The organism is Sphingomonas sp. AAP5 (assembly GCF_004354345.1).
In the GTDB taxonomy this organism is placed as follows: domain Bacteria; phylum Pseudomonadota; class Alphaproteobacteria; order Sphingomonadales; family Sphingomonadaceae; genus Sphingomonas; species Sphingomonas glacialis.
Window position 1 is genome coordinate 748225 of sequence record NZ_CP037913.1, and the last position, 22669, is coordinate 770893.

The 22669-nt window shown below is 65.7% G+C and carries 26 protein-coding genes; 11 read left to right on the top strand and 15 right to left on the bottom strand.

What is annotated here, in order from left to right; all coding sequences use genetic code 11:
- Positions 1 to 57 precede the first annotated feature (57 nt).
- From carA to greA, 5 genes are all read left to right on the top strand, one after another.
- On the top strand, positions 58 to 1326 hold the full coding sequence (gene carA / locus E2E30_RS03410) for a glutamine-hydrolyzing carbamoyl-phosphate synthase small subunit (RefSeq protein WP_133187263.1): 1269 nt from the start codon (positions 58 to 60) through the stop codon (positions 1324 to 1326).
- A complete protein-coding gene (locus E2E30_RS03415) occupies positions 1326 to 1697 on the top strand; it encodes a hypothetical protein (protein WP_133187265.1) in 372 nt (123 codons plus the stop codon). Before carA ends, E2E30_RS03415 begins: the two co-directional genes overlap by 1 nt.
- Before the next feature lie 58 nt (positions 1698 to 1755).
- Positions 1756 to 2118 carry a ribonuclease E inhibitor RraB gene (locus E2E30_RS03420; RefSeq protein WP_133187267.1) on the top strand — a complete coding sequence of 121 codons (363 nt, stop codon included), beginning with the start codon at positions 1756 to 1758 and terminating at the stop codon, positions 2116 to 2118.
- A 1-nt stretch (position 2119) separates the two neighbouring features.
- Positions 2120 to 5479, top strand: a complete 3360-nt coding sequence (carB, locus tag E2E30_RS03425; protein WP_133187269.1) for a carbamoyl-phosphate synthase large subunit — start codon at positions 2120 to 2122, stop codon at positions 5477 to 5479.
- An 82-nt stretch (positions 5480 to 5561) separates the two neighbouring features.
- Complete coding sequence (gene greA / locus E2E30_RS03430) at positions 5562 to 6038, top strand: transcription elongation factor GreA (protein ID WP_133187271.1); 477 nt, start codon at positions 5562 to 5564, stop codon at positions 6036 to 6038.
- Positions 6039 to 6177: 139 nt separating this feature from the next.
- Here greA and E2E30_RS03435 read toward each other — a convergent pair whose 3' ends face one another.
- From E2E30_RS03435 to E2E30_RS03455, 5 genes are all read right to left on the bottom strand, one after another.
- Positions 6178 to 6405, bottom strand: a complete 228-nt coding sequence (locus E2E30_RS03435; protein WP_133187273.1) for a DUF4170 domain-containing protein — start codon at positions 6403 to 6405, stop codon at positions 6178 to 6180.
- 80 nt (positions 6406 to 6485) lie between these two features.
- Complete coding sequence (locus E2E30_RS03440; protein WP_240699018.1) at positions 6486 to 6947, bottom strand: hypothetical protein; 462 nt, start codon at positions 6945 to 6947, stop codon at positions 6486 to 6488.
- A 35-nt stretch (positions 6948 to 6982) separates the two neighbouring features.
- Entirely contained in the window at positions 6983 to 7279 is a 297-nt protein-coding gene (locus E2E30_RS03445; protein WP_133187277.1) for a DUF3618 domain-containing protein, read from the bottom strand.
- Positions 7276 to 7638 (bottom strand): phage holin family protein, encoded by a 363-nt coding sequence (locus E2E30_RS03450; RefSeq protein ID WP_240699019.1) that lies wholly within the window; start codon positions 7636 to 7638, stop codon positions 7276 to 7278. The genes E2E30_RS03445 and E2E30_RS03450 overlap by 4 nt, the downstream gene beginning before the upstream one ends.
- 23 nt (positions 7639 to 7661) lie before the next feature.
- On the bottom strand, positions 7662 to 8141 hold the full coding sequence (locus E2E30_RS03455; RefSeq protein WP_133187279.1) for a hypothetical protein: 480 nt from the start codon (positions 8139 to 8141) through the stop codon (positions 7662 to 7664).
- Positions 8142 to 8289: 148 nt separating this feature from the next.
- Here E2E30_RS03455 and eno point away from each other — a divergent pair, with 148 nt between their 5' ends.
- Together eno and E2E30_RS03465 are read left to right on the top strand one after the other, a co-directional pair.
- A complete protein-coding gene (gene eno / locus E2E30_RS03460; RefSeq protein WP_133187281.1) occupies positions 8290 to 9567 on the top strand; it encodes a phosphopyruvate hydratase in 1278 nt (425 codons plus the stop codon).
- A gap of 84 nt (positions 9568 to 9651) precedes the next feature.
- Entirely contained in the window at positions 9652 to 9939 is a 288-nt protein-coding gene (locus E2E30_RS03465) for an FtsB family cell division protein (RefSeq protein ID WP_133187283.1), read from the top strand.
- A gap of 55 nt (positions 9940 to 9994) precedes the next feature.
- On the opposite strand, the gene E2E30_RS03470 is transcribed toward E2E30_RS03465, so the two are convergent.
- Entirely contained in the window at positions 9995 to 10819 is an 825-nt protein-coding gene (locus tag E2E30_RS03470; protein WP_133187285.1) for an alpha/beta fold hydrolase, read from the bottom strand.
- 119 nt (positions 10820 to 10938) lie between these two features.
- Here E2E30_RS03470 and E2E30_RS03475 point away from each other — a divergent pair, with 119 nt between their 5' ends.
- The gene (locus E2E30_RS03475) at positions 10939 to 12675 is read left to right on the top strand and encodes a DUF885 domain-containing protein (protein WP_133187287.1); all 1737 of its coding nucleotides are present in this window, start codon (positions 10939 to 10941) and stop codon (positions 12673 to 12675) included.
- A gap of 118 nt (positions 12676 to 12793) precedes the next feature.
- Here the strand turns inward: E2E30_RS03475 and E2E30_RS03480 are convergent, their stop codons facing one another.
- Positions 12794 to 14188 carry an MFS transporter gene (locus E2E30_RS03480; RefSeq protein WP_133187289.1) on the bottom strand — a complete coding sequence of 465 codons (1395 nt, stop codon included), beginning with the start codon at positions 14186 to 14188 and terminating at the stop codon, positions 12794 to 12796.
- Positions 14189 to 14376: 188 nt separating this feature from the next.
- Here E2E30_RS03480 and E2E30_RS03485 point away from each other — a divergent pair, with 188 nt between their 5' ends.
- Positions 14377 to 14685, top strand: coding sequence for a hypothetical protein (locus E2E30_RS03485; RefSeq protein WP_133187291.1), 309 nt, complete (start codon positions 14377 to 14379; stop codon positions 14683 to 14685).
- On the opposite strand, the gene E2E30_RS03490 is transcribed toward E2E30_RS03485, so the two are convergent.
- The 7 genes from E2E30_RS03490 to E2E30_RS03520 form a co-directional block, all read right to left on the bottom strand.
- Entirely contained in the window at positions 14682 to 15656 is a 975-nt protein-coding gene (locus E2E30_RS03490) for a phosphatase PAP2 family protein (protein ID WP_240699020.1), read from the bottom strand. The two genes, E2E30_RS03485 and E2E30_RS03490, sit on opposite strands and share 4 nt — an antisense overlap.
- Positions 15657 to 15826: 170 nt before the next feature.
- On the bottom strand, positions 15827 to 16078 hold the full coding sequence (locus E2E30_RS03495) for a hypothetical protein (protein ID WP_133187293.1): 252 nt from the start codon (positions 16076 to 16078) through the stop codon (positions 15827 to 15829).
- Positions 16079 to 16173: 95 nt separating this feature from the next.
- Positions 16174 to 16524, bottom strand: a complete 351-nt coding sequence (locus tag E2E30_RS03500) for a DUF3147 family protein (protein WP_133187295.1) — start codon at positions 16522 to 16524, stop codon at positions 16174 to 16176.
- Between the two features lie 51 nt (positions 16525 to 16575).
- Positions 16576 to 17184 carry an ABC-type transport auxiliary lipoprotein family protein gene (locus E2E30_RS03505; RefSeq protein ID WP_133187297.1) on the bottom strand — a complete coding sequence of 203 codons (609 nt, stop codon included), beginning with the start codon at positions 17182 to 17184 and terminating at the stop codon, positions 16576 to 16578.
- Complete coding sequence (locus E2E30_RS03510) at positions 17181 to 18152, bottom strand: MlaD family protein (protein ID WP_133187299.1); 972 nt, start codon at positions 18150 to 18152, stop codon at positions 17181 to 17183. Before E2E30_RS03510 ends, E2E30_RS03505 begins: the two co-directional genes overlap by 4 nt.
- Positions 18152 to 18988, bottom strand: a complete 837-nt coding sequence (locus E2E30_RS03515) for an ABC transporter ATP-binding protein (protein ID WP_133187301.1) — start codon at positions 18986 to 18988, stop codon at positions 18152 to 18154. The genes E2E30_RS03510 and E2E30_RS03515 overlap by 1 nt, the downstream gene beginning before the upstream one ends.
- Entirely contained in the window at positions 18985 to 20082 is a 1098-nt protein-coding gene (locus E2E30_RS03520; protein WP_133187303.1) for an ABC transporter permease, read from the bottom strand. The genes E2E30_RS03515 and E2E30_RS03520 overlap by 4 nt, the downstream gene beginning before the upstream one ends.
- Before the next feature lie 63 nt (positions 20083 to 20145).
- Here E2E30_RS03520 and E2E30_RS03525 point away from each other — a divergent pair, with 63 nt between their 5' ends.
- Both E2E30_RS03525 and E2E30_RS03530 read left to right on the top strand, forming a co-directional pair.
- The gene (locus E2E30_RS03525) at positions 20146 to 20817 is read left to right on the top strand and encodes an HAD family hydrolase (RefSeq protein ID WP_133187305.1); all 672 of its coding nucleotides are present in this window, start codon (positions 20146 to 20148) and stop codon (positions 20815 to 20817) included.
- 35 nt (positions 20818 to 20852) lie between these two features.
- A complete protein-coding gene (locus tag E2E30_RS03530; protein ID WP_189676836.1) occupies positions 20853 to 21209 on the top strand; it encodes a hypothetical protein in 357 nt (118 codons plus the stop codon).
- An 18-nt stretch (positions 21210 to 21227) separates the two neighbouring features.
- Here the strand turns inward: E2E30_RS03530 and E2E30_RS03535 are convergent, their stop codons facing one another.
- Positions 21228 to 22490 (bottom strand): DUF445 domain-containing protein, encoded by a 1263-nt coding sequence (locus E2E30_RS03535; RefSeq protein ID WP_206365632.1) that lies wholly within the window; start codon positions 22488 to 22490, stop codon positions 21228 to 21230.
- Between the last annotated feature and the right edge of the window lie 179 nt (positions 22491 to 22669).

Consider the following 22669-nt stretch of genomic DNA (forward strand, 5'->3'; position numbering starts at 1 on the left):
CACTTCTAGTTCCCGCCCCTTAGCGACATCGACAATTAACACGGAGTGCCCGCCGCAATGGCCGACGCCTATCCTACGACCGCGTCCAAGGCTCCTGAAGGCGCCACCGGCGTGCTGGTGCTCTCCAGCGGCGAGGTCGTGTGGGGCCGTGGCTTCGGCGCACAAGGGGCGGCGGTCGGCGAGGTGTGCTTCCACACCGCGATGACGGGCTATCAGGAGATTATGACCGACCCGAGCTTTGCCGGGCAGATGGTCACCTTCACCTTTCCGCATATCGGCAATGTCGGCGCCAATGCCGACGATATCGAGGCCGACAACCCCCACGCGCTCGGCATGATCGTGCGTGAGGACGTGACGGGCCCGAGCAACTTCCGCAGCGTCGAGCGGCTCGATGCGTGGATGGCGAAGCACGGGCGGATCGGGCTGTCGGGCGTCGATACGCGGGCTCTCACGCGGCGGATCCGTAGCGGTGGCGCGCCGAATGCGGTGATCGCGCATGCCGCGGATGGCGTGTTCGACATTCCTGCGCTGCTTGCGCAAGCGCAGGCGTGGCCTGGGCTGGAGGGGATGGACCTCGCGATCGAAGTGACGACCGCGATGGATTACGGCTGGGCCGGCGGCGTGTGGAATCTGGGCGCGGGGTACGGGGAGAGCGGTGTCTCGACTTCGCTCGACACGAACGGAGAAGAGAGTGCGCCGCTCAACGCGGACGCGAGCACGTCTCTCCAGCCGTTCGTTTCGAGCGAAGTCGAGAAACCTGCACCCAAGCGCCCCCACGTCGTCGCGATCGACTACGGCTCGAAGCGCAACATTTTCCGCAACCTCGTCGCCGCCGGCGCCGACGTCTCGGTCGTCCCCGCAGGCGCGACCTTCGACGAAGTGATGGCGCTCGAGCCCGACGGCATCTTCCTGTCGAACGGCCCGGGCGACCCCGCCGCGACCGGCATCTACGCCGTCCCCGTGATCCGGCAGCTGCTCGAGACCGGCAAGCCGCTGTTCGGCATTTGCCTCGGCCATCAGCTGCTCGGCCTCGCGGTCGGCGCGACCACCACCAAGATGTTCCAGGGCCATCGCGGCGCCAACCATCCGGTGCAGCGTTTGTCCGATGGCGCGGTCGAGATCACCTCGATGAACCACGGCTTCGCAGTCGAGCGCGCGAGCCTGCCGGCGAGCGTGCGCGAGACGCACGTCTCGCTGTTCGATGGCTCGAACGCCGGCCTGGAGCTGACCGACCGCCCCGCCTTCAGCGTGCAATACCACCCCGAGGCGAGCCCCGGCCCGCAGGACAGCCTGTATCTGTTCGAGAAGTTCGTGGGAATGCTGTGATGGTTTATGGAGACCACGATTATATAACCTTTCGCGAGGCTCTTTTGATCGCGGTCGCTGATGAGCAGGAACCGCCGGGCTTGGGGGCGGTGCAACTGGAACAAGTCGCCGAACGCCACGCGATTACTTATCAAGCCACGTGGATGCAGATGGTTGGCCCTGACTTCGAGCGCCTTCAATATGGTAAGATGATTTTTGATGGAGAGACGCGGTTTCTCATCAGAGGCGCCGGCGTCGAGGCGGCCACTCTTTTCAGAAGAGAACGTGCTCCAAAGACTATTGCTTCGCGGATTGCTGCCGTCTCAAGAAGCGATTGGATCGCGGTCTGTGCCGCGATCATCTCGCTAATAGCGTTGCTGAAAAGCAAATAAGCGGTCTGCCTCAAACTTCCGATGTTTTAGCATCGGCTTATTCTCAGAAGGTTTCATCATGACCCTCCCAGACGTCGATCCCGCCCGGCTCGAAGAAGAATGGAGCGCCGACAAGGAGGTGCTCGCCAGCCTCGCCGAGAATGGCGATCGTTCGGATATCGTCCGCGCCGTGGACGTGAGCTTCCGTGGGTCCGAGCCGGCGCTCGACCGGCTCGAGGAGGATGCCGAGGAACTCGGCTTCGAAGTGATCGAGCGCGAAGAGGATGAGGAGGGCGAAATCTCGCTCTTCCTCGGCTGCGAGCAGACTTCGGACGAAGCCGCGATCCGTGCGCTGACCAAGCGCTGCCTGCAGATCGAACTGATCTACGACGTGGAATATGACGGCTGGGGTTGCACCGCCGAAACCGGACTGATGAGCTGACATGCCAAAACGCACCGACATCACCACCATCCTCGTCATCGGCGCGGGGCCGATCGTCATCGGCCAGGCGTGCGAGTTCGATTATTCGGGCACGCAGGCGATCAAGGCGCTGCGCGAGGAGGGCTATCGCATTGTCCTGGTCAACTCGAACCCGGCGACGATCATGACCGACCCCGAGCTGGTCGGCTGGAGCGAGGCCGAGGGCGCGACCTATATCGAGCCGATCACGCCCGAGATCGTGGCGAAGATCATCGCCAAGGAAGTCGCGGCGCGCCCGAACGACGTGATGGCGCTGCTGCCGACGATGGGCGGGCAGACCGCGCTCAACACCGCGCTCGCTCTGTTCAACGACGGCACGCTCGCGAAATACAATGTCGAGATGATCGGCGCCGATGCCGAGGCGATCGACAAGGCCGAGGACCGACTCAAGTTCAAGGATGCGATGACCAAGATCGGTCTCGAATCCGCGCGCTCGGCGATCGCGCACACCGTCGAGGAGGCGCTCGCCGGGTTGGAGCGCACCGGGCTGCCCGCCATCATCCGCCCGAGCTTCACGATGGGCGGCTCGGGCGGCGGCATCGCGTACAATCGCGAGGAATTCCTCGCGATTGTACGCAGCGGGCTCGACCTTTCGCCGACCAGCGAAGTGCTGATCGAGGAATCGCTGATCGGCTGGAAGGAATATGAGATGGAAGTCGTGCGCGACCGCGCCGACAATTGCATCATCATTTGTTCCATTGAGAATGTCGATCCGATGGGCGTCCACACCGGCGACTCGATCACCGTCGCGCCCGCGCTGACGCTGACCGACAAGGAATATCAGATCATGCGCAACGCGAGCATCGCGTGCCTGCGCGAGATCGGCGTCGAGACCGGGGGCTCGAACGTCCAGTTCGCGGTCAACCCCAAGGACGGGCGCCTGATCGTGATCGAGATGAACCCGCGCGTGTCGCGTTCCTCTGCGCTCGCATCGAAGGCGACGGGCTTCCCGATCGCCAAGGTCGCCGCCAAGCTCGCGGTCGGCTACACGCTCGACGAGATCACCAACGACATTACCGGCGCGACGCCGGCATCGTTCGAACCGACGATCGATTACGTCGTGACCAAGATCCCGCGCTTCGCCTTCGAGAAGTTCAAGGGCGCCGAAGCCGTGCTGTCGACCGCGATGAAGTCGGTCGGCGAAGTGATGGCGATCGGCCGCAACATCCATGAATCGATGCAGAAGGCACTCCGCGGGCTCGAGACGGGTCTCTCGGGCTTCAACATCGTCGATCGCCTCGCCGGTGCCCCGCGCGAGGAGATCGAGGCGGCGCTGTCGATCGCGACCCCCGACCGGCTGCTCGTCGCGGCGCAGGCGCTGCGCGAGGGTTTCTCGGTTGCCGAGGTGCACGCGCTCGCCAAATACGACCCGTGGTTCCTCGAGCGCATCGCCGAGATCGTCGCGGCCGAAAATGAGGTCTGCACCGATGGCTTGCCGCGCGATGCGGCGGGGATGCGGCGCCTGAAGGCGATGGGCTTCAGCGACAAGCGCCTCGCCTTCCTCGCGCTGCAATCGGCGAATTTGCGCGAGCGCGGCACTGCGCGCGGCGGGCTGATCCACGACGTCGTCCAGATGATGACTGGCGGCACGACCGAGGCCGAGGTGCGCGCGGCGCGCCACAAGCTCGGCGTCCGCCCGGTGTTCAAGCGGATCGACACTTGCGCGGCCGAGTTCGACGCCAAGACGCCCTATATGTATTCGACCTACGAAGCCCCGAGCTTCGGCGAACCCGAATGCGAGAGCCAGCCGACCGACCGGAAAAAGGTCGTCATCCTCGGCGGCGGTCCGAACCGGATCGGGCAGGGGATCGAGTTCGACTATTGCTGCTGCCACGCCTGCTTCGCGCTGGGTGACGCGGGCTATGAGACGATCATGGTCAACTGCAACCCGGAAACGGTGTCGACCGATTACGACACCTCCGACCGCTTGTATTTCGAGCCGCTGACCGCCGAAGACGTGCTCGAGATCCTGCACGTCGAGATGTCGAACGGGACGCTCCACGGCGTGATCGTCCAGTTCGGCGGGCAGACCCCGCTCAACCTCGCGCAAGCGCTGCAGGATGCCGGAATCCCGATCCTCGGCACTAGCCCCGACGCGATCGATCTCGCCGAGGACCGCGAGCGGTTCGCCGCCCTCATCAACAAGCTCGGCCTGCGCCAGCCCGCCAACGGCCTCGCGCGCAGCCGCGAGGAGGCGATCGTTGCTGCCGAGCGGATCGGCTATCCCGTGCTGATGCGCCCGAGCTATGTGCTCGGTGGCCGCGCGATGGAGATCGTCGACGGGCGTCCGCAGCTCGAGGAATATATCCAGACCGCGGTGCAGGTGTCGGGCGAATCGCCCGTGCTCATCGACCAGTATCTGCGCGACGCGATCGAAGTCGATGTCGATGCGATCTCCGATGGCACCGACGTGACGGTCGCAGGCGTGCTCCAGCATATCGAGGAAGCCGGCGTCCATTCGGGGGACAGCGCTTGCTCGATCCCGCCTTACTCGCTCTCGCCTGAGATCATCGCCGAGATCGAGCGGCAGACCATCGCGCTCGCCAAGGCGCTGTCGGTGGTCGGGCTGATGAACATCCAGTTCGCGGTCAAGGACGGCCTCGTCTATCTCATCGAGGTCAACCCTCGAGCCTCGCGCACCGTGCCGTTCGTCGCCAAAGCGATCGGCGCGCCGATCGCCAAGATCGCCGCACGCGTAATGGCGGGCGAGAAGCTCGCCGACCTGCCCAAGATCGACCGCCACATCGACTATTACGCGGTCAAGGAAGCCGTCTTCCCGTTCAACCGCTTCCCCGGTGTCGATCCTGTCCTGTCACCCGAAATGAAGAGCACGGGCGAAGTGATGGGAATCGATCCCGATTTCACGCTCGCCTTCGCCAAGTCGCAATTGGGGGCAGGGACCGTGCTGCCCAAGAGCGGCGCGTTGTTCGTCAGCGTCAAGGACGGCGACAAGCCGGTCATCCTGCCGGGCGTGCGCGCGCTCTCCGCGCATGGCTTCACGATCGTCGCGACCGGCGGGACCGCTGATTACCTGACCGAAAACGGCGTTACGGTCGAGCGCGTCAACAAGGTGGCGCAGGGGCGGCCGCACATCGTCGACCGGATCAAGGATGGCGGGATCGACCTGATCTTCAACACCACCGAGGGGTGGCAGAGCCTCAAGGACAGCTCGCCGATCCGCGGCTCGGCGCTCGCGCAGAAAATTCCGTACTTCACCACGGCGCCGGCAAGCGTCGAGGCGGCACAGGCAATCGTCGCGCTTTCGACACGCAGCCTTGAAGTACGGCCGCTGCAATCCTATTATTCGCACTCGCACAAGTAATTCCCCACATCATAACATCGTGCGGGCGGGCCCAGGGCGGGTCGGCCAACCGGGGAATTTTGAAGACGAAGGACGAAGAGGGATGGCTACCGTCGAAAAGATGCCGATGCTGCAAGAGGGTCATGACCGGCTCAATGCAGATCTGAAACGGCTTAAGGCGGAGCGTCCGACCATCGTCGACGCGATCGAGGAAGCGCGTGCGCATGGCGATCTCTCGGAGAACGCCGAATATCACGCAGCCAAGGAGCGCCAGGGCCAGATCGAAGCGTCGATCAGCGACATCGAGGACAAGCTTGCGCGCGCGCAGGTCATCGATCCCAAGGATCTGTCGGGCGACAAGGTGGTGTTCGGCGCGACCGTGACGCTGCTCGACGAGGACGACAAGCCGGTCAAATATCAGATCGTCGGCCAGACCGAGGCCGATGCCAAGGGCGGCCGGATCTCGTACAACTCGCCGCTCGGGCGCGCGCTGATCGGGCGCAAGCTCGAGGACGAGGTCGAAGTGACGGTGCCGTCGGGCGACCGCTACTACGTCGTCTCGAAGATCGAGTTTATCTGATTATCTCCCTCTCCCGCTTGCGGGAGAGGGGTAGACGCCGAAGGCGGCGCGGGGTGAGGGCAGTGCTGTTCGCATACAGCCCTCACCCGACCTCGCGGCGCTCGGCCACCCTCTCCCGCAAGCGGGAAAGGGACATAGCTCACGCTCCCGGTGCGAGCAGGTCCGGCTGCAGCAGCCGGTGCAGATGCACGACGACATACTTCATCTCGGCGTCGTCGACGGTCCGCTGCGCGGCCGCGCGCCAGGCCTTTTCGGCGCTGGCATAATCCGGAAACACCCCGACGATATCGATCGACGACAGATCGTCGAAGTCGAGCGTGCGCGGATCAGCGACGCGGCCGCCGAAGACGAGGTGGAGCTTGCTCATGTGCGGTTTCCCGAAATAAAAAGGCGTGGTTCGCGACGTCCTAGTCGCGAACCACGCCTTCGGGAACCGTAGAGGCGGGATTATTCGCCCGTTGGCGCCTTTTTGGCCGCCGACGTGTCGTTGGCGGCGGTCAGCGCGGCGAGCGCTGCGGTCGAGATCGCCTTGATCACGCCCTCGAGGATACGCGAGGCTTGATCGCGCGCTGAATCACGCGACAGGCCGAGCACGCCGAGCTCGGACTTCGCAGTATCCTTCGCCGCATCGACAGCGCCGTATGCGGTGTTGCTCAGCCGCTGGCCGACCGTTGAGAGCAAGCGCGCCTCCTGCGCGGTGCGCGGGACGAACGCCGCGACGACCGCGCCGAGCGCGATCCCGCCGACGAGCGCCGACATCGGATTGGCTTCGATCCCGCTTGCGGCCTTGCCGGTCAGATCGCGGACCGAAGCGGTCGTCGTATCGAGCGCATGGCTCGCACTCGCGCGTACCGACTCGACGCTCGTCGGCTTGCTCGAGGATGTGGCGTGGGGGTGGGCATCTTTCATCGCTGGGATCCTCTGTGTCATGGGGTGGCGAGCGATTAACTCTCGGTCTTTGAAGCGGTTGCGCGACGGATCAGCTTTGCGATCGGTCCACGCGCGAGGAACAGGCCGAGCAGCCCGAGCCCGACGCCGACCGGCACCGGCTGGCGCTTGGCGGTATCGACCGCGACCGCCATCGCTTCCATGCCGCGCTCCTTGATCGTGTCGGCGACATCCTGCGCCATCACTTGCGGGCTGGCCTTGTGCTGCAACGCGCTGACCGTCGTCGACAGTCGGGCGCGTGCCGCATCCGAGCGGGCCTGGGCCAGCGCGACTTTCGGATCGAGACCGGTCATGCGATCGTCTCCGCAGATCCGAAGGTCCGCTTTAGGTGGCGGGTCGCGAGAAACCCGAGCAGGCCGGCGAGCACGAGCGGAATGCCAGCCACGATCGCGGTTGCCGCGACCGGCCCGATGAGCGGCGTCAGGATCATCAGCAAGCCGACGACCAGCGCGGTCGAGCCAAGGCTCGCGAGCAGCAGCGCGACCACGATCAGCACGACGCCGCTCTTGGCCTGGCCGACCTTTGCGCCGACCTTGGCCTTCTGCAAGTCGATCTCACTGCGAACGACGTCCTGCGCGTCGCCGACGACGCGGGAGAGCAGGGTGGCGATCCCTTCGTCGGCCACCACGCCCGAGCTAGCTCTGTCCTTCATCGGTGCCCCCGAAACGCTTACGCTCAAGCCTTGTCGTCACGATCGGCGGCGAGCCCGGCCTGCAACAGGCGGACGAGCACGAAACCGACCGCCGCTGCGGTGCCGATCGCGACCGCCGGGCTCTTCTGGACGAAGTCGCGCGCGTCCTCGATCAGATCGTCGAGCTGCTTGGCCTTGAGGCCTTCGGAGAAATCCGAGACCTTGGTCGCGGCGGTACGGGCATAGGCGCCGTATTGCTCGCCGAGCTTTTCGTCGACCGTGCCCGCGGCATCGTTGATCATCTTGACGACTTCATCGAGCGCACCGCCAGCGCGGGCCTTGCCGTCCTCGGCATAGCTCTTCGCGCGATCGACGGCTTCCTTGCCGATCTTGCTCGCGCTGTCCTTCAACAGCTGCGATGCGGTCGACGTCGCCTTGACGGCCTCGTCGGTCGCGGTCTTCGCGGCGTCCTTGGCTGCGTCGAGATGGTCGTGTGCAGTGGTGGAATCGGAGGTGGTAGCCATGACAAGCGCCCTTCGTTGGAATATCGAAACAAGATAACCGGTCAGCGTATCCGCCGGTTCCATCAGATCCACGCGAATTGCCGCGGCGCGTGATAGCCGGTAGAGGCACGCGCGAACCGCTCGTCCATATCGTTAGAAGGATCGTTCCGTGACCGCAATCATCGACATTCATGCCCGCACGATCCTCGACAGTCGCGGCAATCCGACCGTCGAAGTCGATGTGATGCTCGAAGATGGCAGCTTCGGCCGCGCCGCGGTGCCGTCGGGCGCCTCGACCGGCGCACACGAAGCGGTCGAGAAGCGCGACGGCGACAAGAGCCGCTGGGGCGGCAAGGGCGTCGAGGACGCGATCGACGGCGTGAATGGCGAGATCGCCGACGCGGTGATGGGCCTCGAGGCCGAGGATCAGCGCGAAATCGACCAGGTGATGATCGAGCTCGACGGCACCGAGAACAAGAGCCGCCTGGGCGCCAACGCGATCCTCGGCGTCAGCCTCGCGGTCGCCAAGGCCGCGGCGGATGCGCGCACGTTGCCGCTCTATCGCTATGTCGGCGGTGTTTCGGCGCATGTCCTGCCGGTGCCGATGATGAACATCATCAACGGCGGCGAGCATGCCGACAACCCGATCGACTTCCAGGAATTCATGATCGTCCCGGTCGGCGCGACCTCGATGATCGAGGCGGTGCGCTGCGGGTCGGAAATCTTCCATACGCTCAAGAAGGCGCTGCACGACAAGGGTCTGGCGACGTCGGTCGGCGACGAAGGCGGCTTTGCGCCCAACATCGCCTCGACCAACGAAGCGATCGAATTCATCCTGCGCTCGATCGAAACCGCAGGCTACACGCCGGGCGACGACGTGATGCTGGCACTCGATTGCGCCGCGACCGAGTTCTACAAGAACGGCAAGTATGAGATTTCGGGCGAGGGCAAGAGCCTCTCCAGCCACGAAATGGCCGAATACCTCGCCGACCTGACGCGCCGCTACCCGATTTTTTCGATCGAGGACGGTATGGGCGAAGACGATTGGGAGGGCTGGAAAGCGCTCACCGACATGGTCGCCGACAAGGTCCAGCTCGTCGGCGACGACCTTTTCGTGACCAATCCGAAGCGCTTGAAGCAGGGCATCGAGACCCGCACGGCGAACTCGCTGCTGGTCAAGGTGAACCAGATCGGTACGCTGACCGAAACGCTCGAAGCCGTATCGATGGCGCAACGAGCGGGCTATACCGCCGTCATGTCGCACCGCTCGGGCGAGACCGAGGACTCGACAATCGCCGATCTGGCTGTCGCGACCAATTGCGGGCAGATCAAGACGGGCAGCCTCGCGCGCTCCGACCGGCTTGCAAAGTACAACCAGCTGATCCGCATCGAGGAGGAGCTCGAGGGGGCTGGCGTGTATGCCGGTCGCTCCATCCTGCGTGCTTAACATGAGGTAAATACGGGCTTGATCCACGAGTCGCGATGAGTCAGAGTCGCGACCGTGGTCAAGAAACGTTCAACCCTCCGCCCGATGCTGCGCCGCGCGATTGCGCCGGCGGCTTTGCTGATCGTCGGTATCTTCTTCGGGGGGTATGCGATCTTCGGGCCGAACGGCGCGCTGGCCTATGGCGATATCGAGCGCCAGTTGGCGGTCAAGCAGCGCGAACTCGCGATGCTGGACCGCAACCGTACCGAATTGAAGAACCGCGTCGAGCTGCTCGATCCGCGGCATGCCGATCCCGATCTGGTTGATGAGCTTGCGCGCAAGGATCTCGGCGTGGCGCATCAGGACGAAGTGATCGTCCCGCTCGACAAGTAGCGCTGCCCTAAAGCCCCTCCCCTTCAGGGGAGGGGCTTTCGTTCACCGCAGCCGCTTATTTCCCCAAGAACGTCAGCAGGTCGTTGGTGAAGCGATCGCTCTCGGTAATCGTCAGGCCATGAGGCGCGCCGTCATATTCGACCAGCTGCGAGCCGGAGATGCCCTTGGCCGCCTGACGTCCGGTCGCGTCGATCGGGACGGTCTGGTCGCTCGTGCCGTGGACGATCAGTGTCGGGACGCGGAACGCCGGCAGATCGCCACGGAAGTCGGTGTGGCCGAACGACTGCGCGCAGGCGAGGATCGGCTTGAGCCCGGCGAGATTTGTCTGGCTCCACGCCCAGTCGACCGTCTCGCTGCTCACCGGCGACGAGATGAAGCCCATGCCGAGGAACTGCTTGAGGAAAGTCTGGAAGAAGCCGTAGCGATCCTTCTTGATGCCTTCGCCGATGCTCGCGAGCTGGTCCTCGGGAACGCCGTGCGGATTGTCCTCGGTCTTGAGCATGTACGGCACGACCGAGGCGATCAGGCCCGCAGCGACGACGCCCTTGCCCTCGTGGCGCGTCATGTAGCGCGCGACTTCGCCGCCGCCCATCGAGAAGCCGACCAGCGTCGCATCCTCGGTCGCGCCGGTCTGCTCGAGCACTTCGGCGAGATCGTCGGTCAACGTGTCGTAATCATAGCCGCTCCACGGCTGGCTCGACCGCCCGAAGCCGCGGCGATCATAGGCGATCGCGCGGAAACCGGCGTCCGCAAGCGCCATCGCCTGTGCGTCCCAGCTATCCGAGCTGAGCGGCCAGCCGTGGATCAGGACGACCGGGCGGCCGCTGCCCCAATCCTTGACGTAGAGATCGGTACCATCGCGAGTCTTGATATACGGCATCGGGGCGCTCCTTGAGATGTCGCTAGGCTCAACGATGGCAGACGCTCGGCGTTCCGCAGGGGTGGCGCGATCGGCCACAAGCTGCCAGCTTCGCGCGACCAACGAATCAAAGGATGGGTATGCGCAAGGGTTTGCTGGCGGGGATTGCGGGTCTGGCGTTGATGTCGTGTTCGGCGCAGTCGGCTGAGCCACGGGGCACGATGGCGCCGCTCGCCGCATTGCCGACGACCGACTGGAAGAGTTTTCGCGACACCTTCATCGAGGATTGGTTCAAGATCTCGCCCGCCGATGCGGTGTATCAGGGACGGCATGATTTCGACGGGGGCTTGGGCGACTGGACGCCGGGCGGACTCAAGCGGCAGGGCGATTTCTTCCGCGAGGCGATCGCCAAGGCCAAGGCGTTCGACGCGACCAAGCTGACCAAGGACGAGGCGTTCGAGCGCGACTATCTGGTGGTGGTCGCCTCGGGCAAACTGTTCTGGCTCGAGGATGCCGATTTCCCGCACAAGAACCCGGCCTGGTACGTAAATGCCGGTCTCGACCCCAACGTCTATATCGCGCGCCATTACACCGATGCGCCGACGCGGATGCGCGCGATGGTCACCTTCCTGCGCAAGATCCCCGACGCGACCGCGCAGATCAAGGCGAACCTCAAGACGCCGATGCCGCTGAGCTACGTCAATTTCGGCGTCGCGGCGTTCAACGGTTTCGGCGATTACTACACCGGCGATGCGAAGAAGGCCTTCGCCGAGGTGAAGAGCCCGGCGCTGCAGGAGGAGTTCGACAAGGCCGCCGCCGCCGCGTCGAAGGCGATGCACGATCTCGGCGCGTGGGTGGAGAGCCAGCGCGGCACCGCGACGCAGGACTTCGCGCTCGGGCCCGATCGCTTTTCGCGGATGGTCAAGCTGACCGAAGGCGTCGACGTGCCGCTCGCCACGCTCGAGGCGGCGGGCAAGGCCGATCTGCTCCGCAACCAGAAGGCGCTCGCCGAGGCGTGTGCGACCTACGCTCCCGGCGCGACGATCCCGGCGTGCATGGCGAAGATGAACGCCAACAAGCCCGCCAATAACGACCCCGTCGCAGAAGCGCGCAAGCAGATCCCCGAACTGCGCGCGTTCGTCACCGCCAACCAGATCGTGACGATCCCCGACCAGGAACAGGCATTGGTCGAGGAGAGCCCGCCGTATAACCGCCAGAACAGCGCGTATATCGATCCGCCTGGGCCGTTCGAGAAGGGCATTCCCTCGGTCTATTATATCTCTCCGCCAGACCCTGCGTGGAGCAAGGCCGAGCAGGACGGGTTCATCCCCGGCAAGATGGATCTGCTGTTCACCACGGTGCACGAAGTGATGCCGGGGCATTTCCTGCAGTTCCGCCATGCCAACGCATCGCCGTCAATCTTCGGGCGGTTGTTCGTCGGTTATGCCTTTGCCGAGGGCTGGGCGCATTATTCCGAGGAAATGATGTGGGAGGCCGGGCTCCATAAGGGGGATGCGGAAACGCATATCGGCCAGCTGTCGAACGCGCTGCTGCGCAATTGCCGCTATCTCTCGTCGATCGGGATGCACACCGGAACGATGACGCAAGCCGACTCGCTGAAAATGTTCCAGGAGCAATGCTATCAGGACGCGGGCAACGCGCGGCAGCAATCGGCGCGGGGGACGTATGATCCGGCCTATCTCAACTACACGATGGGCAAGCTGATGATCCGCAAGCTGCGCGCCGACTGGACCGCTCAGCATGGCGGCCGCGCGAGTTGGAAGGCGTTCCACGACCAGTTCCTGCGCTATGGCGGGCCGCCGATCCCCTTGGTGCGCCAAGCGATGCTCGGGGGCGACGGGAAGGCGGTGTTCTGACCTCTGCGGTCCCCCGCGAAGGCCGGGGCCCAGTTGCGATGGCCGTACTCGATAGAGAAGCGCCCGCCATTGCCACCTTCGTTACTGGCCCCGGCCTTCGCCGGGGTGCGGTCGCGGTTCAGCGCGCCTGCTTGAGCGTCGGCACTTCGTCGGCAACTTCGGCCGTCTGCGGATTGCGGATCGACGGGCGCAGTCGCGCGACGCTGCACAGCCCGGCAATCACCGCCAGCCCGACCGATACCAAGGGCGGCACGAACCCCTCGCCGACACGGAGCGCGAGCAGTAGCGCGACGACGGTCGCCCCGGTTGTCTGCCCGGCAAGCCGCACCGTCGACACCAGGCCGCCTGCCGCCGCGGCGCGCTCGCGCGGGGCCGAGCCGACCACCAGCCGTGCATTGGGCGGCAGGAACAGCCCGAACCCCGATCCGCACAGCGCCATCCGCCACGCCACGTCGAAATAGCTCGGATCGGCGGGCAGACCCGCGAGCAACAGCAGCGCGCAGATCGACACCACCATCCCGATCCCGCCGAGGATTCCGGCCGGGATGCGGTCCGACAGAAACCCCGACAGTGGCGCGACGACCATGTTGGTCAGCGGCCACGGCGCGATCGCCGCCCCGATCGCCGCTGCACTAAACCCCAGCGCATGCAGCCGGAACGGCGTCGAGATCAGCAGCGTCATCGACGCGGTGAAGGCCGTGAACCCGCCGATCGCCGACAAGGCCAGCACCGGCCGCGCGAGCAGGTCGATCGGCAGGATCGGGTCGGTCTCGCCTTTCTCGCGCCGCACGAAGAAATAGCCGATGACGATGCCGAGCAGGACGATCGCGCCCGATACCACCGGGCTGTCGCCATGCACCATCGTCTCGAGCCCGCCGATTATCAGCCCGAACATCGCCGCGCACATCACCGCGCCGATGACGTCGAAGGTCGTCGCGCGGGGCTTGGGGGCGGGGATCGCGCTGCCGAGCGCGAGGCTGGCGATCGCGAACGGGATCGCGCTGGCGAACACCCACGGCCACGGCGCGACCGATAGCACCAGCCCCCCGATCGTCGGCGCAGCGGCCGCCGAGCTCGTTACGACGACCGAGTTGATCCCGAGCCCGCGGCCGAGCTGATTGGCGGGGTAGATTTGCCGGATAAGCGCCGAGGCGACGCTCAGCACGCCCGCCGCGCCGATCGCTTGGACGGCACGCACGAGCAGCAGGAAGGGCAGGCTCTTGGCAAAGAAGCACAGCAAGGTCGCGACGGTGAAGACCAGCTGCCCGCCCTGATAGATCCGCTTGAGACCGACGCGCTCGCCCAGACCGGCAAAGGGCAGCATCAGCATCACCAGCATGACCTGGTAGATCGTGACGACCGCGACGACCGAGCTTTGGTCGACATGCAAGTCGCGCGCGATGGTCGGCAGCGCGACATTGGCGACGCCGCCATCGATGATGACCAGCGCCGAACCGAACGACATAGCGGCGATCGCCAGATAACGGCGGGGGAGGGGGAGTCCGTCGGTCACGATGCTCTGCCTAACGTTTGGCGCCCGGGGGAAGCAAGGCGAACCGATCCGCGACGACGCGGTTCCTTCGTCCGCGCGCCAGATCGTGCCTGGCGGCGGAAACTTTCGGTTTCGCGATCGTTGCTTGTTGCAGCGCACCATTTTTGGTACAGCGTTGTCACACGTTCCTTCAATCAGGCGAGTTTGCCATGTCTAACGGTCCCGTCCCAACCGTATTCGAAGCGATCGTCCGCAAGCGCTGCCTGCGTGCAACGTACAACCGCACCGACATCATGCTGGCGCCGCACATCATCTATACGCGGCATGACGATCTGTTCGTCGACGGCGTCGTGCTCGAGCGGGACGGCAAGCCGCCCAAGGAACTCAAGCTTGGTACGTTCAAGCTCGCCGGCCTCAACGGGGTCGGCCTGACCGAGCGCAATTTCGACGCCAACCCGCTCTTTGCGGCGAACGATCCGAAATATAGCGACGCCGCGCTGATGGCGGTCGAAGCCTAAGCGCGAGCCCGCGCCGCCATCGTGCGGCGCAGCACGCCGACCGCCACCAGCGCGGTGATCGCGACCGCCGCACCGGCGATCATGTCGGCGAGATAGTGGGTTCCCTCGATCGGCGTCGACAGCAGCATCGCGCCGTTCAGCACGACGACGGTCCAGCGCAACCTCGCGATCCGCCATCCTGCCGCCATGTAGAGCACCGCGCTGACGGTGTGGAAGCTCGGCGCCGAAACCAATCCGCGAAGAGCACCGAGATCGACCTCGTGCAGCATGTGGTTGCGCAGCGCCGGCAGCAGGTCGGCCTCGTACAACCCGCTCTCGGGCAGATACGGCACGGGGCCGTGCCACAGCGTCGCCAGCGGCCCGAACGCCGGAATATAGCGGAACAGCACCAGCGAGATCACCGCGGCGAGCCAGAAGGTGACGAGGAAGCGGCGCGCCGCAGCGCGATTGCCGCTCACCGCGTAATGGCCGAGGATCAGCGCGGGCGTGACGAAGATGCTTTGATACGCCGCCGTGCCGAGGATCTGCAGCGAGCGGTGCGAAGCGACGAGCTGGTACAAAGCCAGCCAATCAAAATGGAGCGCCTGGTCGATGTGCTGCAGCACCGCGTCGACCGAACCGTGCGTGTCGGCGGAAAGCGGATAGGTCGCGACCGCGCCGAGCAGCCCGACCCCCATGAACAGCCCGACCGACTCGGCGAGGTCGCGCGCGATACGGTGCGCGTTGGTGGCCGGATTGCGCGTGAGGAAGCGGATCGCGGCGAGCGTCGCGAAGGCGAAGCCGAACAGCAACGTGCTCGGTGCCCATGGGTCGATCACCATCGCGTCGTCGTAGAGCAAGGCGGCGACGCACAGCACGCTCAGCGCAAAGCCCAGCGCGATCCAGCGACCCGGGATCAGCCCGGGCTGGCGGACCGCATCGAGCCGAAGCGGTGCGGCGATTGCAAAGGGAGAAGTGGTTGGGATCGACACGGGAGACGCCTGCTTGCGAAGACGATTTTCCCGATCGTCGCCTGATGGATGGCCCTACGAAAGGGCCGATACCCACCATGGCGTGAAGACTATGTGACGTCCAGATGACATCCTGTCACGAACGACGGAACGAGCCGGGGGCGCCGCAGACGCGGCACCCCCGACCAAACTTAGCGGCAGACCGTCATACGGCGATGATGGCGCCATTCGGTGCGGCAACGACGATGGTTGTTCCAGCCGTTGTGGCGGCCACGGTCACCGCGCCAGTTGCGGTCGCCACGGTCGCCATGATGGCCGAAGCCGCGGTCGCCGCGCTGTTCGTAGCGGCGGTCGTCGCGATGGCCCTGCGCCGACGCAGCGGTCGTCGAGACGCCGATACCGGCGATCATGAGCCCGGCGGCGATGAGGTGGGTGATTTTCATGGAATGTCCTTTCGGCCCGATGATCGGGCGAGACCAGGACAGTACGCGTCACCGTAGCGATGGTTGCTGAATGCGTCCGTTTGGCTAGGTACAGGTTAGAGCGCGATCCCGAGCCGCGGGGCGAGCGCCAGCATCGCGAAGTACAGCGCGATCGTCAGCGCGCAGCCAAGCCCGAGCGCGGGCCAGAAGCTGATCCCGGCGCGCAGCAATGCGGGGATGACGAGGAACATCGGCAGCGAGGGCAGGATGAACCAGAAGGTCGCCTGGACGTGCGCCGCCATGTTGCCGGCATCGGGCTTCTCACCCCACAGCCACAGCATCCCGAGCACCGAGACGAGCGGCAGCGACGCGATCAGCGCCCCGAAACCGGGGTAGCGTTTGGCGAGCGTCGAGGCGAGCGCGATCAGGACTCCCGAGATCAGCGCCTTCAGGGTGAGGAACAGCATCGCGGCGTTATGCGGCGCTCGACGGGTTTACGCCAGCGATCGCCGCACGCGTTACTTGCCCACCCAGTCGGCGATCTCGGCGGCGACTTGATTGGCCGCGGTGTTGAGCGCCTGGCCAACGGGGGCCGCAGCGATCGCCGTCACCGGCACGCGCGCTTCGAAGCGGCGCTTCTCGACGACCTTGCCGCTCGTGCGGATCAGCGACCCGTCAAAGGTCACGACGGCCTGGTTGGTCGCGGCATCGACGCCGAAATTGCGCAATTCGCCCGAGAGGACTGCGCCGGGGTCCGAAAAGGACTGTGCGCTGCTGAGCACGATCCGCCCGGTCCGCGCCGGAACGGTGTCGATGAGCAGCCGGACGAACATCCGGTTTGGCGGCTCGACCCACTGCGCGTTGGTGACATAGGCGATCGACGTCTCGCTCGCCTGGACGGGCACGCGCGTGCCGGCAATCGCCTGCGCCGCGCCGGGGACGAGGATCGTGATCGTCGGCGAGGTCGCCGAGGATTGCGTCTGCCCGGCGGGAACGCTCACTGCCGAGGTCAGCGACAGCAGCGAGGGCGGGGGCTTTGCGCCGAAGCTGATGCAGCCAGCGAGTGGCGCAGCGAGCGGGACGGCGACGAGGAGCGCCAGCAGCGTCTTGGAGCGGATCATGGTCACTGTCCCTTTCCGGGCTTGTAATCAGGCAATTTCGGCTGGCCGATCAGCGAGGTCGCGCCGCCGCGGTCGAGCTTTTCGGCAACCGAGGTCAGCGCCTGCGACATCTGGCGCAGATCGTGGACGAGCTGGCCGACCTCGGGGATCGTCTGCTTCGAGAACACCTGCAGCCCCGGCCGCGCATCGCCGATCGCGGCGTCGAGCGTTTCCATGCTGTGCTGCGCCGACGCGATCGTCTTGTTGAGGTTGCCCATGATCGGATGGATATCCTCCTTGAGCATCCCATTGGTGGTCTGCGCGAGCACTGCGAACTGATCGGCGGCGGCACCGGCCTTTTGGATCGCGGTGCGCGTCTCGGCGAGCGTCGCGGCGATTTCGGGCCCGCGATCGGCGAGCGCCGCGGTCAGCTTGTTGGTGTTGGCGAGGATGCCCGCGATCGACTGCTGGTTCTTGTCCGACAGCATGTCCGACAGCCGCTCGGTCAGCGTCGAGATCCGCTCGAGCAGCTGCGGCGCCGAGCTCAGCAACGCGCCGAGGCCACCGGGCTTGGTCGGAATCGTGGGCACCCCGTTGGGGCAATCGCTCAGCGGGTTCTCGACCGGGCAGGCGATCGCCGGCGCACCCTTGATCGCGCCGTCGAGCTGCACCGTGCTCGTGCCGGTGAAGCTGCCCTGCAGCGTGGCGGTGGTGCCGACGAGGATCGGCACGTCGGGATTGACGCTGATGCGCACGCGGACGAGCTGGGGATCGGGCTTCCACAGCGTGATCTCCTTGACCTGCCCCGAGGGCACGCCCGAGAAGGCGACCGCCGACCCCTTCGCCAGGCCGTCGACCGACTGCTTGAAGAAGATGTCATATTCCTTGTCGGTCGCGGTGCCCCAGCGCGCGATCCAGACGAGGAACAGCAGCATGACGGCGAGCAGGATCAGCACGACGCTGCCGACCAGCACATGGTTCGAGCGGGTTTCCATCAGCTTGTGCCCTCAGCTTTCGCCACGTCTTTGTTATGCTGGATCGTCGCGGTCGCGGCGCGACCACGCGGTCCCTTGAAATATTCCTGGATCCACGGATGGTCCAGTGCGAGCAACTCGTCGATCGTCCCGACCGCGATCACCTTCTTGTCGGCAAGCACCGCGACGCGGTCGCAAATCGCGTACAGCGTGTCGAGATCGTGCGTGATCAGGAACACCGTCAGCCCGAGCGTCTTCTGCAGCGAAGCGATCAATTCGTCGAACGCCGCCGCGCCGATCGGATCGAGCCCCGCGGTCGGCTCGTCGAGGAACAGCAGTTCGGGGTCCATCGCCAGCGCGCGGGCGAGCCCGGCGCGCTTGCGCATCCCGCCCGACAGTTCGGCCGGGAATTTGGGGCCGGCATCGGCGGGCAGGCCCGTCATCACGACCTTATAGGCGGCGATTTCATCGAGCAGCGCCGGATCGAGCCCGGGATAGAATTCGCGCAGCGGCACCTGGACGTTCTCGGCAACGGTCAGCGTCGAGAACAGCGCACCGCCCTGGAACAGCACGCCCCAGCGCTTGGTCAGGTTGGTGAGCTCGGTTTCCTCGCGCTCGATCGTCGATTCGCCAAACACCTCGATTTCGCCCGCCATCGGGGTCTGCAGCCCGATGATCGAACGCATCAGCACCGATTTGCCGGTGCCCGACCCGCCGACCACGCCGAAAATCTCGCCGCGCCGGACGCTCAGATCGAGCCCGTCATGGACGATCTGCTCGCCAAAGCCGTTCTTGAGGCCGCGCACGACGATGACATCGTCGCCCTGCTTTTTGCCGTCGCGTTCGGTCTGCGTCATATCCAGCCGATCGAAGTGAAGAAGACCGCGAAGAACGCATCGATCACGATCACGAGGAAGATCGCCTGGACGACGGCGGCGGTGGTCCGCGTGCCGACCTGTTCGGCGTCGCTCTCGACCAGCATCCCCTGGAAGCAGCCCGCGACCGCGATGATCAGCCCGAACACCGGCGCCTTGACCAGCCCGACATAGAGGTCGGTGATCGGCACGACTTCACGCAACCGCTGAATGAAGGTCACCGGCGGAATGCCGAGCGTGATCCAGCACAGCAGACCGCCGCCGATGATCGTCACGATCGACGCGTACATGCCGAGCAGCGGCATCATGATGACGGTCGCGAGCACGCGCGGCAGCACCAGCGCTTCCATCGGCGAGACGCCGATCGTGCGCATCGCATCGACTTCCTCGGTCAGTTTCATCGTGCCGATCTGCGCGGCGAACGCCGAGCCCGAGCGGCCGGCGACCATGATCGCGGTCATCAGCACGCCGAGCTCGCGCAGCGTGATTCGCCCGACCAGGTTGATCGTGAGGAATTCGGCGCCGAACTGCTGCAGCTGCACTGCGCCCTGCTGCGCGATGACGATCCCGATCAGGAAGCTCATCAGCCCCACGATCGCGAGCGCGTTGACGCCGACCACTTCGAAGCGTTGGACGACGGCGTTGAAGCGGAAGCGCTTGGGATGCGTCACGACGTGCCAGAAGGCGATCAGCGTCGCGCCCAGGAACCCGAGCAACCCGTACAGCGTGTGCCCGGTCGTCACGACGGCATCGCCGATCTCGCCGACCATCCGCGTAAACGAGCCCGCAGTGGCGGGGCGCATCGCGACGGGTTGATCGGCCGCGGCGACTTGCGCGAGCAAATGTTCGCCATCGGCATCGAGGCCGGTGATTTCGGCGTCGTGCTCGGCGGCAAAACGGTGGACGAGCCACGCCCCAACGGTATCGATTCGCTCGATTTCACTGAGATCGACGCTCGACACCGTGCCGTCGAAAGCGCGCAGGCGCTCGGGCAAGTCACCGATATTCGCCAAAGAAAGGCTACCGGTGAAGCGAACGACGTCGGTATCGTTGGAGAAGGCGGCCATTTCGGTCATCTGACGCCTTCTCTGCTGCAATCGGGCTGGATCGGCAAGGCTCCTGCGGCGTATGGCGCGTAAATGCATCACTTTGCCGTCTACGATATGGACAAGACGATTACCTACGCGCCGACCTGGACATCGTTCCTCGTGCGGACCGCCGCGGTCGAAGCACCGTGGCGGCTGGCCTTGCTGCCGGTCGCGGCGGGGGCGACGCTTGGGTATGTGTTCGGGCTGCTGTCGCGCGCCCGATTGAAGGAAATCACGCACGCGCTGCTGCTCGGGCGGGCGATCCCCGAGGCGACGGTCGCGCGCGCCGCGGCGCGGTTTGCCGACCGTATCGTCGAGTCGGGCATTTATTCGGGCGCGATCACGCAGATCGCCGAGGACCGCGCGGCGGGGAACCGCATCGTGATGGCAACCGCGTCCTATGGCTTTTACGCCGCGGCGATCGCCGAGCGGCTCGGTTTCGAGACGGTGATCGCGACGGGCGTGGTGCGCGAGCACGGCATGATTCGCGCGCAGATCGCGGGCGAGAATTGCTATGGCCGCGCCAAGCTCGCGATGCTCGAGGCGTGGATGGCGGGGCAGGGGATTGCGCGCGGCGATGCCGTGGTGCGCTTCTATTCGGACCATGTCTCCGATGAGCCGTCGCTCGAATGGGCCGACGTCGCGATCGCGGTCAATCCGCACACGCAATTGCGCGCGATGGCGTGGTCGCGCGGCTGGCGAGTCGAGGATTGGCCGAAGTGAAGCCCGCGACCGATGGCGCAGCACAGGGAAAGTCGATGACCGAGCCAAGCGCGTGGGACGGCGAGATCGTCCGCAAGTGGCTCGAAAGCCGCTTTGCCGCTGCGCGCAGCGAGCAAGCCTCTGCCGATCGGCAGGGGCGTTCCGCCGAGGGCGATTTCGACAAGGCCGCCGCCGAGGAGTTCGTCTGTCGCGCCGCGATGGTGCACGGCGCGACCGACGATCAGGCGAAGTTCGCCGATCGGCTCAAGGCGCTGCTCGATCAGGACGAGTATCGCCACGCCGGCGCGCATGACGACCGCCGCTTCGAACGCGAGGTCCGCTCCTATCTCCGCAAGCTGATCAAGATGACCAAGGCGAATAGCGGCTTCGAAAACCGGCTGCGCTATCAGTGAGCGCCGCGCGGCGCGCGCTCACAGCGTCACGTCGACCGCGTGGATCACCAGCCCGACCAGCCCGCCGACGAGCGTGCCGTTGACGCGAATATATTGCAGGTCGCGGCCGACGGCATTTTCGAGCCGGCGTGTGATCGTCCCGGCATCCCAGCCCTGGATCGTTTCGGACACCAGCCGGACGATCGCGTCGCCATAATCTGCCGCCATGCCGACGACGGTGCGGCGCACGAAGCGGTTGATCGTGCGGCGCAGCTTGGGATCGGTCTGTAAAGTGCCGCCCAATTGGCGCAAAGCGTCGCCGACCGGGCCGGCGAGTAGCTTGTCGGGGTTGCGCGCGATCCGCAGCATCCCACCGCGCGCTTGTTCCCACAGCCCGTCGAGCCAGCGCTGCATTGCAGGATTGTCGATGATCTCGCCCTTCACCGCGGCGACACGCGCGCGCATCTCGGGATCGTGGACGAGATCGTGCGCGAGCGTCGCGAGCGCTTCCTCGGCCTTGGCGCGCAAGGGATGGTCGGGATCCTCGGCAATGCCCGTCAGCAGCCCGTTGAGCCCGTCGATGATCTTGGTGGCGAGCGTCTCGTCGAGCCCGGTCCAGCGCATCACCGTGCCCGCGCGATCCGACACCATCTGGCGGATCACTTGCTCGTTCGCGGCGAGCAGGCGTGCGCCCCACTTCACGATCCCGTCGAGCAGCGGCAAATGCCGGTCCTCCGCCATCGCCGCGGTCAGCGCCTGGCCGAGCAGCGGCGAGACATCGAGCGCGCGCAGCCGCGCGCCGATCCCGGCCTTGACCATCCCGCCGAGTCGCTGCTGGTCGAACGCTTCGAGCATGTGCGTCGCGAGCCCCGCCGCGCCGCGGCGAATGCGACCGTCGCCACCGGGCGGATTGGCGAGCCAGCGCCCAGCCGCACCCGCGACATCGACACGCCGCATCCGCCGCGCGACGACGCCGGGGATGAGGAAATTGTCGCGCAGGAACGCGGCGAGCGTCGTGCCGATGCGATCCTTGTTGCGCGGGATGATCGCGGTGTGCGGGATCGGCAGGCCGAGCGGATGGCGGAACAGCGCGGTCACCGCGAACCAGTCGGCAAGCCCGCCGACCATCGCCGCCTCGGCAAACGAACGCACGAAGCCGAGCGCGGGATAGGTCGGCGCATAGGCACGCGTGACGAGGAAGGTGATGGCCATCACGACCAGCAACCCTCCGGCGATCCAGCGCATCCGGACGAGGCCGGCGGGCGGGGCTTCGGAAGCGCGAGGGGGGCGGGTACGTCTCATGCCGCGACCAATCCCCGAGCGGCGCGATAGTTCAAGGAGAAAGGTTGGTGGGCATTTAGCCCCTCCCCCTCAGCGGAGGGGTTGGGGTGGGGCCGTGCCGCGACTGGGCCGGCGGAATCAGCGGAGGGCGGATGATCGGCCGCCTCGCACTTCCCCACCCCTAACCCCTCCCCTGAAGG